Source organism: Saprospira grandis str. Lewin (genome assembly GCF_000250635.1).
Lineage (GTDB): Bacteria > Bacteroidota > Bacteroidia > Chitinophagales > Saprospiraceae > Saprospira > Saprospira grandis.
Genome location: NC_016940.1, coordinates 1,473,387 through 1,488,063, shown reverse-complemented (window position 1 = coordinate 1,488,063; position 14,677 = coordinate 1,473,387). Strand labels below are relative to the sequence as shown.

The 14,677-nt window shown below is 48.8% G+C and carries 15 protein-coding genes; 10 read left to right on the top strand and 5 right to left on the bottom strand.

Annotated elements, in window-relative coordinates; all coding sequences use genetic code 11:
• The first annotated feature begins 459 nt into the window (after positions 1-459).
• From SGRA_RS06570 to SGRA_RS06525, 10 genes are all read left to right on the top strand, one after another.
• Positions 460-1,008 carry a hypothetical protein gene (locus tag SGRA_RS06570; protein WP_015691839.1) on the top strand — a complete coding sequence of 183 codons (549 nt, stop codon included), beginning with the start codon at positions 460-462 and terminating at the stop codon, positions 1,006-1,008.
• 2 nt (positions 1,009-1,010) lie between these two features.
• The gene (locus SGRA_RS06565) at positions 1,011-1,349 is read left to right on the top strand and encodes an ArsR/SmtB family transcription factor (RefSeq protein WP_015691838.1); all 339 of its coding nucleotides are present in this window, start codon (positions 1,011-1,013) and stop codon (positions 1,347-1,349) included.
• Between the two features lie 92 nt (positions 1,350-1,441).
• Positions 1,442-1,903 (top strand): DUF6428 family protein, encoded by a 462-nt coding sequence (locus tag SGRA_RS06560; protein WP_015691837.1) that lies wholly within the window; start codon positions 1,442-1,444, stop codon positions 1,901-1,903.
• Between the two features lie 11 nt (positions 1,904-1,914).
• Entirely contained in the window at positions 1,915-2,505 is a 591-nt protein-coding gene (locus SGRA_RS06555) for an arsenate-mycothiol transferase ArsC (protein WP_015691836.1), read from the top strand.
• Complete coding sequence (gene arsB / locus SGRA_RS06550) at positions 2,489-3,517, top strand: ACR3 family arsenite efflux transporter (protein WP_015691835.1); 1,029 nt, start codon at positions 2,489-2,491, stop codon at positions 3,515-3,517. Before SGRA_RS06555 ends, arsB begins: the two co-directional genes overlap by 17 nt.
• A 65-nt stretch (positions 3,518-3,582) precedes the next feature.
• A complete protein-coding gene (locus tag SGRA_RS06545) occupies positions 3,583-3,819 on the top strand; it encodes a thioredoxin family protein (protein WP_015691834.1) in 237 nt (78 codons plus the stop codon).
• Between the two features lies 1 nt (position 3,820).
• Positions 3,821-4,798, top strand: a complete 978-nt coding sequence (locus SGRA_RS06540; RefSeq protein ID WP_015691833.1) for a permease — start codon at positions 3,821-3,823, stop codon at positions 4,796-4,798.
• A 150-nt stretch (positions 4,799-4,948) separates the two neighbouring features.
• Positions 4,949-5,437: a nitrophenyl compound nitroreductase subunit ArsF family protein gene (locus SGRA_RS06535; protein WP_015691831.1), complete on the top strand. Its 489-nt coding sequence runs from the start codon at positions 4,949-4,951 to the stop codon at positions 5,435-5,437.
• Positions 5,438-6,142, top strand: a complete 705-nt coding sequence (locus SGRA_RS06530; protein WP_015691830.1) for an aromatic aminobenezylarsenical efflux permease ArsG family transporter — start codon at positions 5,438-5,440, stop codon at positions 6,140-6,142. It begins immediately after the preceding gene.
• Between the two features lie 272 nt (positions 6,143-6,414).
• On the top strand, positions 6,415-8,430 hold the full coding sequence (locus SGRA_RS06525; RefSeq protein ID WP_015691829.1) for a peptide MFS transporter: 2,016 nt from the start codon (positions 6,415-6,417) through the stop codon (positions 8,428-8,430).
• A 1,304-nt stretch (positions 8,431-9,734) separates the two neighbouring features.
• Here SGRA_RS06525 and SGRA_RS06510 read toward each other — a convergent pair.
• From SGRA_RS06510 to thiC, 5 genes are all read right to left on the bottom strand, one after another.
• Positions 9,735-10,505 (bottom strand): thiazole synthase, encoded by a 771-nt coding sequence (locus tag SGRA_RS06510; RefSeq protein WP_002659408.1) that lies wholly within the window; start codon positions 10,503-10,505, stop codon positions 9,735-9,737.
• An 8-nt stretch (positions 10,506-10,513) separates the two neighbouring features.
• On the bottom strand, positions 10,514-11,170 hold the full coding sequence (locus tag SGRA_RS06505; protein ID WP_015691826.1) for a thiamine phosphate synthase: 657 nt from the start codon (positions 11,168-11,170) through the stop codon (positions 10,514-10,516).
• Positions 11,163-11,924 (bottom strand): hydroxymethylpyrimidine/phosphomethylpyrimidine kinase, encoded by a 762-nt coding sequence (locus SGRA_RS06500; RefSeq protein WP_015691825.1) that lies wholly within the window; start codon positions 11,922-11,924, stop codon positions 11,163-11,165. The genes SGRA_RS06505 and SGRA_RS06500 overlap by 8 nt, the downstream gene beginning before the upstream one ends.
• A complete protein-coding gene (locus SGRA_RS06495; RefSeq protein WP_148268290.1) occupies positions 11,903-12,529 on the bottom strand; it encodes a thiamine phosphate synthase in 627 nt (208 codons plus the stop codon). Before SGRA_RS06495 ends, SGRA_RS06500 begins: the two co-directional genes overlap by 22 nt.
• 251 nt (positions 12,530-12,780) lie before the next feature.
• Positions 12,781-14,652 (bottom strand): phosphomethylpyrimidine synthase ThiC, encoded by a 1,872-nt coding sequence (gene thiC, locus SGRA_RS06485; RefSeq protein WP_015691822.1) that lies wholly within the window; start codon positions 14,650-14,652, stop codon positions 12,781-12,783.
• Positions 14,653-14,677 lie beyond the last annotated feature (25 nt).

Below are 14,677 nucleotides of genomic sequence, written 5' to 3'. Positions count from 1 at the left end.
GCTGCGGGGCTCGCAGGTCTGCTCGGCCCTACGTTTTTTTCGCTGCGCTCAAAAAACTCGGTCTGGCCTTCGGCCACCCACTCCGCAGCGCTGGGCCATGGCTCGCTGCGCTCGCAGGCGGCTGCGCCGCCTAAAACTAGCCCCCTAAAGGAACAAAATAGCCCCTTTTGCTCTTATGCAGAGAGAAGCAAGAAGCAGAAAAGAATTTTTTTGTTATATTGCTATACGGGAAGCTCTTCTCTAAGAATAGCCTCTGGACCTAGAGGCGGCGAAGCCGCCGGCTTAGGGATGGATAGGGGGGCGGCAAAGCCGCAGACCTAGCGGGCAAAGCCCGCGCAGGGCCGAGCGAAGAGCGAGCCCCGACACAGCCCGACCCGAAGGCCCAAAGGGCCGAAGGGGAAGCCCCAAAATACCTTCCTCTACCTCTATTTAACTGCCCTCTCCAATTGTATCCGCATCATGGCTAAGCGAAATAAAAAATCCTTTTCTACCGACCTTGAATCACTGTTTGAGCACACCCTCTATGAGGATAATGCCCAAGATAATCCCTCTGTTTTGACGGTAGAAGAGGAGAAAAGCAGCCCGAAAAGCAAAAAGAAAACAGGCAAAAAACGTAAAAGTAGCCGAAAATCTTTTGCCGATAACCTAGAGAGCTTTTTTAAGGAAAGTATTGAGAGCTCTTTTGGGAAAGAAGGCACCTCGGTGGCCGAAGTGAAAAGGGGCGTTGTGCAAAATAAAGATGGCGAAAAAGCCGTGGGGATAGAGCTTTTACTCCGACGAACTATTCCGGAAAGCCCTGAAGAACAGGAAACTAACGGCAGCCGAAAAGCAAAGCAGAAAACAAGACGGCTTACGGTGGTGCTCAATAGTAAGAAAATTGATCAGTTTAAAACTATTGCCCGACAGGAGAAAAAACCTATGCGGCAAATTCTAGATAAATTGATTGAAGCCTATATTCGAGAACAAGAAGAACTCTTGGAAGAAGAAGAAAAGAAATCTAAAAAATAACTATGGCGAGCAGCAAAACAGAGCTTTTTAGTAGCGAGCAAAACGAAATGGCCAAATTGGCTAAGGCATTAGCGCATCCCGCTAGAATCGCTATTCTAGAGCGCCTCATTTCTGCCAATGCTTGCATTACTAGCGATTTGGTAGAGGAGCTAGGGCTGGCCCAAGCTACCGTTAGCCAACACCTTAAGGCCCTGAAGGAAGCGGGCCTGATTCAAGGAAATATTGAGGGGGTTCGCCGTAATTATTGTATCAATAAAGCGGGCTGGAAAAAGCTGCAAAACACCCTAGGTCCACTGATCGCAGGCCCAGAATTGTTAAATTCTAATAAAAATTGCTGCTAAGCTAGAAAGTTAAATTACTTATCGTACTTTTACGATTGTTAGGCCGAAATGGCCTTTTCTTTTTACCTAATCCATCGTAAAAATACGATCTTATGAAACTATCAGCATTAAAAACTTATTTGGGGCAAATTGAACGCCTTACTGTTTTGCAACAAGACGGGCAGCCTATTCCAGCGCATTTTCATTTGACTGAGTTGGGAGAAGTTCAAAAAAGATTTATGGATTGTGGTGGGCAGCTCCGAGAACAAAAGGAGTTGGTCCTACAATTTTGGGTGGCCGATGATGTAGAGCATCGTTTGGCGCCTAGTAAAATGCTCAAAATCATTGAGTTGGCAGAAGAAAAGCTGCAATTGGCGGATTTAGAATTGGCCGTAGAGTATCAGGGGCCGCAGAGTTTAGAGTATTATTGGCTAGACCTAAACGCCTCTGGGCAGCTTATTTTGAACGCTAAGCAAACGGATTGTTTGGCCAAAGAGGCTTGTGGGATAACATTTGAGGGAGAGGAAAAAGAAGAGAAAAGCTCTTGTTGTGGACCAAATTCTGGCTGCTGCTAAATCTTAAATCTATGTCTATTTATCCAAAACTCCTCCAGCAAATTGAGCAATTGGAGAAGGAGGTTAGGTATTACCCTCCTGATCGTTTTGCTTCAATTATAGCTGCCTTAAGGGCTGCGCCAAAAGGTAGCCAGCTTTATTTTGTGTGTCGCCACAACAGCCGAAGAAGTCAATTTGCAGAATTTTGGGCGCATTTGTTCAACCATTATTTTGGGTTGAATTTTCAGATTCATTCTGCGGGAACTGCTGCAGGACCTTTAGCGCCTCAGACTACAGCCAGCCTTCAGCAGCTGGGTTTCTCATTATCTCAGGGACAGCTCTATTGGGCTGAGGGTAAAGGGAGTCCTTTAGAAAGTAAACTTTGGGCTATCGACGAGCAGACAGAAATGCCTATTTATGCCTTTATGCTTTGTAGTGAAGTGGAGGCAGATTGTCCTTATTTGCCAGAGGCTTATCAGCGTTTTTCATTGCCTTATGAAGATCCTTCTAAGGTAGATGGCCAAGATCGAGCGGCCTTTGTATATCGTCAAAGAGCAGAAGAAATAGGGCGAGACCTCTTTTATATTTTTAGTAAATGCAGCCAAAATGAAATATCTAGATAAATACCTGACCGTATGGATTTTTATGGCCATGTTACTAGGGCTACTGTTGGGGAAATTTATTCCCAATTGGGGCGAAATTCTGGCTAGTTGGGAATATCAAGAAGTGAATATCCCTTTAGCTATTGGATTGATTTTAATGATGTACCCGCCTTTGGCCAAGGTAGACTATCGGCTATTGCCAGCGCTTTTGAAGAATACAAAGGTATTGGGGCTTTCTTTGGTCCTCAACTGGATAATTGGCCCCTTTCTGATGTTTGGCCTTGCGGTTTTGTTCTTTGCCGATCAGCCTATGTATATGACGGGCCTTATTCTCATTGGCTTGGCCCGCTGTATTGCTATGGTCTTGGTTTGGAATGATTTGGCCAAGGGAAATAAAGAATATGCCGCCGCTTTAGTGGCTCTCAATAGCCTGTTTCAACTTTTGGCTTATGGGGCCTATGCGCTATTTTTTATTAACTATTTGCCAGCTTGGCTAGGCATTGAGCTAGATGAGATTCCAGAAATTCCATTTCATTACTTGCTCAAAACGGTGGGCATATATTTAGGGATTCCCCTTGCGCTAGGTGGATTAAGCCGCTTTTTAGGACAGAAATATTGGGGCAAAACCAATTATGAGCAAAAGTTTCTGCCCAAAATAGGCCCGCTAACGCTGCTCTTCCTCTTATTTACTATTGTCTTGATGTTTTCGCTCAAGGCAGATATCATTATTGAATTGCCCTTGCAGGTTTTGCATTTGGCTCTTCCGCTCAGCCTCTATTTTGTTCTGATGTTTTTATTGGGCTTCTTCATTAGCCGCTGGCAAAAGGTCCCTTATGATCAGAATGTGGCTATCTCCTTCACGGCAGCAGGCAACAACTTTGAGCTAGCTATTGTGGTGGCTATTGCCCTTTTTGGCCTAGATTCTATTGCCGCTTTTGTGGCTGTTGTGGGCCCATTGATTGAGGTCCCCGCCCTTATTTTATTGGTCCGCTTGGCTTTCTACCTCAAAGGAAAATATTATGGCCATCTGTAATATACATCACTTGATAAGCTGCTCAAAAGCTATATCATCACATTAAATCGTAAAAATACAATACAATGAAATCAGTTAAAGTTTTGGGCACGGGCTGTGCCAAATGCAAGCAACTCTACCAACTCATTGCCGACTACAAAGCCGAGCATCAGCTTGATTTTGAGCTAGAAAAGGTAGAGGACATTATGGATATTATGGCTTATGATGTGATGGGCACTCCTGCCTTGGTCATTGATGAAAAGCCTTCTTTTGTGGGCCTTCCTTCTAAGCAGGAGCTGGCCAAATTGCTAAACGCCAACTAGGATGTTCCAGTTTTTGGAAGATGGGGCGGCCTATTTTGTTCGTCTAATTGGCCTTTCGGTTGATTCGCCATTTGGGGCGGCCCTACACTTTTTTCTCTACGATAGCGTCAAGATTATTATTCTGCTTTTGCTCATTACGCAACTGATGGGCTTGGTCAATCATTATTTGCCCACGGCCCGCATCCGCAGCTTTTTGAGTAAGAATAAACTCTTTGGCCTCGATTATGTTTTTGCCGCTTTCTTAGGGGCCATTACGCCTTTTTGCTCCTGCTCTTCGGTCCCGCTTTTTATTGGCTTTTTGCGTGGCGGCCTGCCCTTGGGCCTGACCTTCACCTTTCTGATTGTCTCGCCTTTGGTCAACGAAATTGCCTTGGCCTATTTTCTGGCGGCCTGGGGCTGGAAGTTTACGTTTTTCTACCTTTTTGCCGCTATGACGCTGGCCATTTTTGCGGGTTGGAGCATCGCTTTGTTTCGCCTAGATAGCTGGCTGAGCCCTTGGCTACAAGAGGCTTTGGCCAAAACTCAGGCGGTTCAACAACAGCAGTTTAAGGCTGGGAAACCCAATTTTTTGGCCATTTGGCAAGAGGCTCTGGGTACCCTCAAAAAGTTGCTGCCCTATATTTTGGTCGGTATTGCCCTAGGCGCCTTTTTGCATGGCTATACACCAGAGGGTTTTCTCGAAAACTATTTGCCCAAAAACAGCTTTTGGTCGGTGCCTCTAGCTACGGTCCTCGCGATTCCGCTCTACAATAATGCCGCAGGCATTCTGCCTCTACTCGAGGTGCTCATCCAAAAAGGTATTCCCTTAGGCACAGCCATGGCTTTCATGATGGCTACTATTGGCCTGTCTTTTCCCGAGGCCATGTTGCTCAAAAAGGTGATGCAATGGCGACTAATTATCCTCTTTTTTAGTCTAGTGGCGCTGCTCATTATTTTATTGGGCTTTCTGTTTAATGCTGTAGCCCCTTATTTAATTTAATCATCTTTTGGGGCCTCCGCTGCGGCTTCGCCTTGCGGCGCTATGCTGCGGGGCTCGCAGGTCTGCTCGGCCCTGCGGCGGCAAGCCGCCTTGGTCTGGCGCTTCGCGCCCCCCCTCCGCAGCGCTAGGCCGCTAAGAAAACTGCTCATTATGAAATTACTTTCGCTCTCTATTCCCTTCTTTTTGATCGTTCTTTTCGCTTCTGCCTGTGGAGAGGCTACGCCCCCCGCAGAAATTCCCCAAACCGTACAAGCGGCTATTCCTCCCACTATTGAAGAGGCCGAACGCCCTCCTTATCATCTTTTACTCTTAGAAACTTATACTAAGCGCCGCTGCAAAACCTGCAATACGATCGAGGCAAGGACCAAAAAGGTCTTGGCCGAACATTTTGCCCAAGAACTCCAAGAGTATAAGCTGGTCTATCAGTTTATGAGTGTAGAAGAGGCCGATAATTATGAGCTGGCCAAGAAGTTTGAGGCTTCTGGGACTGGCCTGTATCTGCAAACCGTTACGCCTACTACCGAGCATATTCTGGACCTTACCGATTTTGCCTTTAGTAGCGCCACTAAAGACGATAGCCAGTTTGAGGATGAGCTCAAGCTCGAAATTGAAAAAGCACTTAATCAGTTAGCTCAATAGATGGATTTTCTAGATACCCTGGCCCACACTAAGGAATTACCCGCCTTGGCCGCTTTTGCCTTGGGCCTACTGACCGCTATTAGTCCCTGCCCACTGACCACCAATATTACGGCCACGGCCTATATTGCCAAATCTATAGAGGGACCAAAAGCTACGCTTTGGGCTGGTTTGGCCTATACCTTGGGCCGAAGCCTGGTCTATTTACTGATTTTATTGGTTTTGGGCTTCGGCGCTAGCCAATTTGAGCTTGCGCTTTTCTTACAAACTAAAGGCGAACGCTTTTTAGGCCCCATTTTACTCTTGCTGGGCTTGTTTATGCTGGGCTGGATCCCCCTGCCCAAATTGGGCCAAGCAGGCCTGGGCCAATGGGGCCAAAAGCTAGGCTTTAAGGGCTATAGCGGGGCCTTTGGCTTGGGCATTCTCTTCGCTCTGGCTTTTTGCCCCTATAGTGGCGCCCTTTTCTTTGGCGCTCTAGTCCCCTTGGCCTTACAAGAAGGAACCCAAGCCTGGCTGATGGGCCTCCTCTTTTCTATCGGAACCGCCCTGCCCGTCCTCTTTTTTGCTTACCTACTGGCCTTTTCGGCCCATAAGATGAGTCGCTATTTTAAGCAGATCCAAACCCTAGAACGCTATGTCCGCAAACTGACGGGCTTGCTCTTTTTAGCGGCTGGACTCTATTTTATCTATATTTTCTTTTTTGCTTAATCCTAAGCAAAGCGCCCAAACAAAAAACCTTGCGCCCAGAATTTGGCGCAAGGTTTTTTCTTATTGGTCCATGATCTAAGGCGCTTTAGTGCGCTAGCTCACTTAAAATCTATCGGGAGGTTCCATAATTTCTAGCTTTTTATTACCTTGATGCAAGCTTAATCTAAGATTAACACCCCCGGATGTCCTCTTGTCGCGCTAAGGCCCCAAAAGGACATCCCTTTTTTTGCGGGGACAAACTACTTCATTATTCAACCTACTTATTTTAAACTATGCATCCTTATACTATCATGACGATAGCTTGGGTGGCTAGCATCGCTTGGATCGCTTTTGTGATTCTGACGAACCGTAAGGCCCACCCCAAAGCTCTTTTCTACCTCTTCTTTGTGGAAATGTGGGAGCGCTTTTCTTACTACGGTATGCGTGCCCTCTTGGTTCTCTATATGACCAAAGGTATGCTCGAATATGATTATGACCAAGCCTATAGCGTTTATGGGGCCTATGGCTCTATGGTGTACGCGACTCCACTTATCGGGGGATTATTAGCCGAGCGCTTTATGGGCTACCGAAAAGCCATTATGTGGGGAGCCATCCTGATGATGATCGGCCACTTCCTCATGGCTTTTGAACATGAATATATTTTCCTCACCGCCCTCGCTATGCTGATTCTCGGTAATGGCTTCTTTAAACCGAATATCTCGAGTATGATCGGTAAGTTCTATTCTAGAACGGACCCCCGCCGAGATGGTGCCTTTACGCTCTTTTATATGGGAATCAATATCGGTGCTTTCCTTTCTGGCCTTACCTGTGGGGTGGTCGGAGAGATCGAAGGCTGGCACTGGGGTTTCTCTCTAGCTGGTGTAGGAATGCTTTTAGGCCTGATCATTTTCTGGATGGCCCAACGCTCTGGAGTACTAGAAGATAAGGGCTATGCCCCTCATGAAGCCACTGAAGATGAAGTGGGCGATGAAGAGGTACCCTCTTATACCCTAGAGGAAAATGCAAGCTCTCCCAAAGTGCTAGGCCTTCCTGTCAATTGGGCGATTTATATTATTAGCTTGGTAGTGGTGCCTCTCGTTTGGTTCCTCCTCCAAAGCCATGGCCTACTTGACCTTATTGTTTTGCTCATGGGCTGCGGTATGATCGGCTACCTGATCTTTACTTCTTTGAGCTATGATAAGGTCCAAAGAGAACGCCTCTGGGTGGTCCTTACGCTCTTCTTCTTTACCATTATTTTCTGGACCTTCTTTGAGCTAGCCGGTAGTGCCCTTACTGTGTTTACCGATAATAATGTGGCCAAAACGAGCTTTCTGACTACTACCATGTTCCAGTCGCTCAACCCGCTTTATATCATGATGTTTGCCCCTGTTTTCTCTTTTATGTGGATTCAGTTGGCTAAGGCTAAAAAGGAACCCGCCGCTCCCGTGAAGTTCGGTATTGCCCTTGTTCTTTTGGGTGCCGGTTTCTTGGTCCTCAAACTCGGTGAAGGGATGGCTACCGCAGGGATGATCCCCGCTATCTTTATGGCCCTTTTGTACCTTCTCCACACTTTGGGCGAATTGGCCCTCTCTCCTGTGGGCCTCTCGCTAGTCACTAAGCTTTCTCCCGCCAAAGTGGTGGGCTTTATCATGGGCTTCTGGCTGATGTCTACCTCTTTCGCTCACTTGGCAGGGGCCAAAATTGCCCAAATGACCAATGTAGATATGTCGGAGCTGATGGTGGAAACCGAACGCCTCGACCGCTTCAACAATAGCATGGAAAATGAAGATATCAAAACCGCCATGCTGGCCAATAAAGAGGTCTACAAAATGTATGTAGGTAGCTCTGAAGATACCACCAAAATGAAGGAGCTCGGCTTTACTGCTGCCGATGCCCTCGAAACACATTCTGTACAGGAGTTCGTTCTTAGCGATTTCTTCCTCGCAGAACTCAACAAAAATGGCGAGAAGTATCATGCCGTTACTGTGGCCGATAAAGCCATTATGGAAGAGGCCGCCAAACAAGAAGAAGGCCTCTATAAAGAGGGCCTCATTAAAAAGGCAAAAATTAGCTTCCTCTCTACCGATGCTAGTCTCAAAACAGAAGAGCCTAAGCAGTTCCCCAAAGAACAAATCGAAGAGATGATGGCCGCTAGCCCCAATGCCGCTGTATCTAAAACAGTGGCCGAGGATACACTAGTGATCTGTATCAACGTATTTATGATTCTTGGTTTTGTTGCCGTTGGTGGCGGTGTCCTCCTCATCCTCCTCTCTGGAGTGGTGAAACGCTGGATGCACGGGATCAACTAATTCATAACCAATTTTCTCCTAAAAGGCCCTGAACTTCGGTTTTGGGCCTTTTTGTTTTTGGGGGCCTCCTGCCTGCGGCAGGCGGTTACTCCCTTTGGTCGTCGAACTGCGGCCTAAAGGCCTTGTTGTCGTTCCGCAGCTCGCTATTACTTGCTTCGCTGCGTCGGCTCCCGTTGGTCGGGTCGCTCGGCCCTGCGGCCTGACGGCCTTGGTCTGCGGCTGCGCCGCACTGCTGCACATCGCTAGGCCTGCGGCCCTTCGGGCCTGTAGGATGGATATATAGACCTGCGGGTTGAAACCCGCAGCCAGATTAGGTCCCAATTAGCAAGCTTTTAGCGGTCCCATGGCTTGCAGCTTAAAAGCCGCAAGACCTGAAAACTGAATGCTTTCGCCTATCTCCAATGAAGCAGGGGCTTTTAAGCCGCTGCGGCGAACAAAATGATGGCCCAACAAGATTGGCTGCGGCCTTTAGGCTGCAGAAACAGGATTTTGGTTTCCAATTGTTAAGGAATTGTTAAAAATGAAAATAATGTAACAAAATCAAACAGGGCAAAAGTTCGGTCTGGAGGTAAACTAGTTCGGTCTGGAGGTAAACTAGTTCGGTCTGGAGGTGAACTAGTTCGGTCTGGAGGTGAACTAGTTCGGTCTGGAGATGAACTAGTTCGGTCTGGAGATGAACTAGTTCGGTCTGGAGGTAAACTAGTTCGGTCTGGAGGTGAACTAGTTCGGTTTGGGAGACTATTCAGAATTTTGTGTATTAGAATAAAATTTGGGCTTTTAGCTGCTTAGGATTTGGCCAATCGTCGCCTAGGGACAAGCCCCTAGGCTAATCCAATGGAGTCAGCCCTGACAAGGGCCTCAACTATTGATATACAAGGCCTTGTTCAGTTGTTATCGTAGAGAAGAACCTTATCCAAAGGCCCTCTTTAGAGGGCTGTCTAAAAAAGCTAGCCTAGGGGCTTGTCCCTAGGCAGAGGAAAGGGCAGACACAAAATTTTAAACAGTCTTTTTTCAGGTCCTGCGGCTTTTAAGCTGCAGGCCAAAGGGGGGCCAAAATCTAGCTTAGTTGTTCCGAAATTGGCTGCGGGTTTTAACCTGCAGCTATGATGGCCGAAGGCCAAACGGCCTAGGGGCCTGAAAGGGTGGCCGTCAGGCCAGACCGAAGCCCGAAGGGCTGAAGGGCCGAGCAGACCTGCGAGCCCTGCAAGGGCCCGGCCGCCGAAGGCGGCAGGCCCCAAAAAATCAATAAGAAAAGCCCCACTATCCAAGAATAGTAGGGCTTGCTAAAGGTTGTTGATGGGCGCTTAATCGCCAAGGAAGGAGGTCAGGGGACTGCTGGCCTCGGCCCCCATGCGCTGCTCGGCTAGGCGGGCCTCAAAGGCCATGCGCCCCGCCATAACGCCCAATTTAAAGGCTTTGGCCATTTCTACCGGGTCTTGAGCAGCGGCAATGGCCGTATTGACCAAAACCGCATCGGCCCCCATTTCTAGGGCTTTGGCGGCATCAGAAGGGCTACCGATACCCGCATCTACCACCACGGGCAACTGACTTTGCTCAATGATAATCTCTAGAAAATCAAGGGTTCTTAGGCCTTTATTGCTCCCAATGGGCGAGCCCAAAGGCATGACGGCAGCCACGCCCACCTCTTCCAAGCGCTTGCAAAGCACGGGATCAGCATGGATGTAGGGCAGGACCACAAAGCCCAATTTGACGAGCTTTTCGGCCGCTTTGAGGGTCTCGATGGGATCGGGCATCAAGTATTTGGGATCTGGGTGAATTTCGAGTTTCAACCAGTTGGTCCCCAAGGCCTCTCTAGCCAATTGGGCCGCAAAAATGGCCTCCTCAGCCGTGCGAGCCCCAGAGGTATTGGGCAAAAGGTGAATGTGTGGCGCATCAAGTTGGTCCACAATAGGGTCCTCCGACTTCTCCACATTCATCCGCTTGAGGGCCACCGTGACCAGCTCCGAACCAGAAGCCAAAAGGGCCTCCCGCATCAGGGCAGAAGAGGCAAACTTGCCTGTGCCCGTAAATAATCTTGAGTTAAATTCCTTATCGGCAATTTTTAATGTATCCATGCCTATCTTCATTTATACCCACTAGGGGCCATTTCCAAAAGTTGATAAATTTCTTTGACTAGGGTCTTTTTGTCTGTCGTTTGGTTGATGAGGCCAGAAAGGGCCACCCCATGCAGGCCAGTCCGCAATAAGCCTTCTATATCGGCCAGCTTAATGCCGCCAATGCCAACTACGGGAATCTCCCAGCCTTTACGCTCTAGTTGTTGCAGCCGTTCTCGATAGCCTTTCATGCCCAAAATAGGACTTAATTTCTTTTTGGTGGGGGTAAATCGGAAGGGGCCCAGCCCAATATAATCGGCTCCAGCCAAATAAACTTCCCGAATATCTTCCCAGCTATTGGCGGTGCCGCCCAAAATAAAATCTGGGCCCAAAATGGCCCGAGCTTCCTCCAAGGGCATATCGCTACGGCCTAGGTGCAGGCCATCGGCGGCTACAGCTTGGGCCACCTCAATCTGGTCGTTAATAATGAGTTGGGCCTGATACTGATCGCAGAGGGCACGGGCAGTTTTTCCAGCGGCCAAATAATCGGCGGTACTCACTTCTTTGAGGCGAAGTTGAACCCAGCGGCCACCTGCCGCCAGAAAATCTGCAATTTGGTCCAGATGTTCTTGTATTCGCTGCCCGCTACTCACATATTGTAAGGCGGCAATTTCTTTTTTACTCATCTTGATAGCTCCTGTGCCAACCGAGCAGAGAGGGCTGGCTGTTCATAAATTGAAGGTTGTAGTCTTTGGCTTTTCCAAAGGCGGTGGTTAAGGGGAGCCCTAGGGCCAAAAAGGCAGTGAGGGCAGAGGAAAGCACGCAACCTGTTCCATGCTTATCATAGGGCGCAATCATTTTTGGGGGCCATTGAGCGGCTAGCTCGCCCGCCAAAAAGAGTTGGTCCAAGCCCTTCGCTTGGGGATCATGTCCCCCTTTGAGCAATAAAGCCGTTTGCTGGCTAATGCTTTGGGCCACGGCCAAGGGCGATTGTTTGGGCCAAAGGCGCTCTAGCTCTTGGCGATTGGGCATAAAAACATCTACTCGCTCAATCAGTGCTTTGAGGTCCTCAAAAGCATCGGCCTGCTGAAAGTCAAAACCCGCAGAGGCGCTAAGCACGGGGTCCCAAACCACTAGAGGCGGAGCGGCCAAGGCCGCTAGTTGGTCCAAAAGGCGACCCAAAAGGGCCAAATCTCCAATAATGCCGATCTTCACGGCCTTGGGCGTATAGCTTTGCAGCAAAAAGGCCAGTTGTCGCTCCACCCAATCGGCTTCGGTCCAGCGCAAATCGGCAAAGCGGCCGGGTCGTTGTATGGTTTGGGCGCTACAAACCGAGAGGCCATAGACGCCCAGCTGTTCAAAGGTTTTGATATCGGCCAAAAGGCCCGCCCCCGCAGAGGGATCAAAACCCGCAATACTTAAGACAAAAGGGCCTGACATGCTGCGAGCATTTTAGCAAAATAGGCGGGGGCGGCCTCGCCTTTGAGCCAAACGGAGCCTAGGGCACCTACTTCTTCAAAGCCTTTTTCGGCGGCGGCGCCCAGGCTGTCCAAATCAATGCCGCCCAAGCCTACAATGTTAAAGTCGTATTGGGCCTTGTAGCCGCTAATCGTCCAATCTTCTTTGGGGCCATAACCTTGCTTAGAAATAGAGCTAAAGACGGGACTCACAAAAATATAATCGAAATGCTTGGGGGCCAATTCGTCTAAAGTAGCGCGTTCATGCACCGAGGAGCCTAGGGCCAAGCCTGCTTTTTGGAGCTTTTGGCGGAGCGCCAAGAGTTCTGCGGGTTTATAGCTGCGGCGGCGGGCCTCGCCCAAATGAATCCCCTGCACTTTATACTTATCGCAGAGTTCATAGTGGTCGTGCAAAATAATTTTGGGGTGATATTGGGCATCAATCTGGGCCAGAAAGTCTTCATATTGCTGGGCCGTAAAATTGGGCTTACGCAAATTGAGGCAGGCTAAGCCCTCGGCAAAAAGGGCATTGATAAGTTGTATTTCATCCGTCAAGAGTTCGGGATGCGTCAATAATCTGATCTTCATTTTTGCTATTTCAAAAGCCAAAGGCCCCATCTAGAGGCCTTTAACAATTAGATGAATAATTTGGGGCTGCCCCAGCCTTCGGCTGGGTCGGGCTGTTCGGCAGCTCGCAAGTCTGCTCGGCCCTTCAGGCTTTTTCGCTTTGCTTCAAAAGCCTTTGGTCTGGCCCTTTGGGCCACTGCCTACCATCCCTCAGCCAGTCGCTGCGCTCCTTTTCTGCGGGCAGGGCCCGCAGTAGGGGCGGGTAGCTATCTCTAGTGGTAGATTTTACTGCCTTTATTCAAGAACTCCTCTGATTTTTCGGCCATTCCTTTTTCTAGGGCGGTTTGGGCGTCTTCGTCTAGGCCAGCGGCATAGTCTCGGACCTCCTGCGTAATTTTCATCGAGCAGAATTTTGGACCACACATCGAGCAGAAGTGGGCAATCTTGGCGCCTTCTGCGGGTAGGGTTTCATCATGATAAGCGCGGGCGGTATCAGGATCTAGCGAAAGGTTGAATTGGTCGTACCAACGGAACTCGAAGCGGGCTTTACTTAGGGCATCATCGCGATATTGTGCGCCGGGATGTCCTTTGGCCAAATCGGCAGCATGGGCCGCTAGTTTATACGTGACTACTCCTGTTTTTACATCTTCTTTATTAGGAAGGCCCAAATGTTCTTTGGGCGTCACATAGCAAAGCATGGCCGTACCGTACCAGCCAATCATGGCGGCACCGATGCCTGAGGTAATATGATCGTAGCCGGGAGCAATATCGGTAGTTAATGGGCCGAGCGTATAGAAAGGCGCTTCGCCGCAGTGCTTGAGCTGTTTGTCCATATTCTCCTTAATCATGTGCATAGGAATATGGCCGGGCCCTTCAATGATAGTTTGTACATCATGTTTCCAGGCAATTTTGGTCAATTCGCCAAGGGTTTCTAGCTCAGCAAATTGGGCTTCATCATTGGCATCGGCAATAGAGCCGGGGCGGAGGCCATCGCCTAGAGAGAAGGCCACATCATAAGCCTTCATAATTTCGCAGATATCCTCAAAATGGGTATAGAGGAAATTCTCTTTATGGTGGGCCAGGCACCATTTGGCCATAATCGAGCCGCCACGAGAAACAATACCCGTTACTCTTTTGGCGGTGAGGTGAATATAAGCGAGGCGGACACCGGCATGGATCGTAAAATAATCCACGCCCTGTTCGGCCTGTTCGATGAGGGTATCTCTAAAGATTTCCCAAGTCAGGTCTTCGGCAACGCCATTGACTTTTTCTAGCGCTTGGTAGATGGGCACGGTCCCGATAGGCACGGGAGAGTTGCGGAGAATCCACTCGCGGGTTTCGTGAATGTTTTGGCCTGTAGAGAGGTCCATAATCGTATCGGCACCCCAGCGGCAGGCCCAAACGGCTTTTTCTACTTCCTCGGCGATGCTAGAGGTTACGGCAGAGTTACCGATATTTGCGTTGATTTTGACCAAGAAATTGCGGCCAATAATCATGGGTTCTGATTCGGGGTGGTTGATATTAGAGGGGATAACGGCACGGCCGCGGGCCACCTCTTCGCGGACAAATTCTGCGGTAATAAACCCTTGCGGAATATTAGCGCCAAAGCTATGTCCGGGATGTTGTTGGCCAAAGTCGATCCCTTGCTGCATTAGTTCGGCTCTTCTTTGGTTTTCGCGGATAGCGATATACTCCATTTCGGGAGTGATGATTCCTTTTTTGGCGTAATGCATTTGCGAAACGTTCTGGCCTTTTTTGGCGCGGAGCGGTTTGCGCAGATTGGGAAACCGGAGCCAGTCGATATCGCTTTTAGCGAGGCGTTCTTGGCCATAATTAGAAGAAATGCCTTCTAGTTCCTCTACATCTTGGCGGTCGAGAATCCATTGTTGGCGGAGGGGCTCTAGGCCTTTATTGATATCGATATCTACATTGGGGTCGGTATAGGGGCCGCTAGTATCATAGACTGTAACGGGGGGATTTTCTTCTAGTTCGCCGGTAGCTTGAATCTTGGTAGGCGAGAGGCTAATTTCTCTCATGGCCACCTTAATTTGAGGGTGGATACGGCCGGGAACATAAATTTTCTTAGAGCTAGGGAAGGGGGTTCTGGTAATTCCTTCCTGCTGAGGCAATTTATCTTTTCTCATGATATATAATTTTTTGCATAGCAAA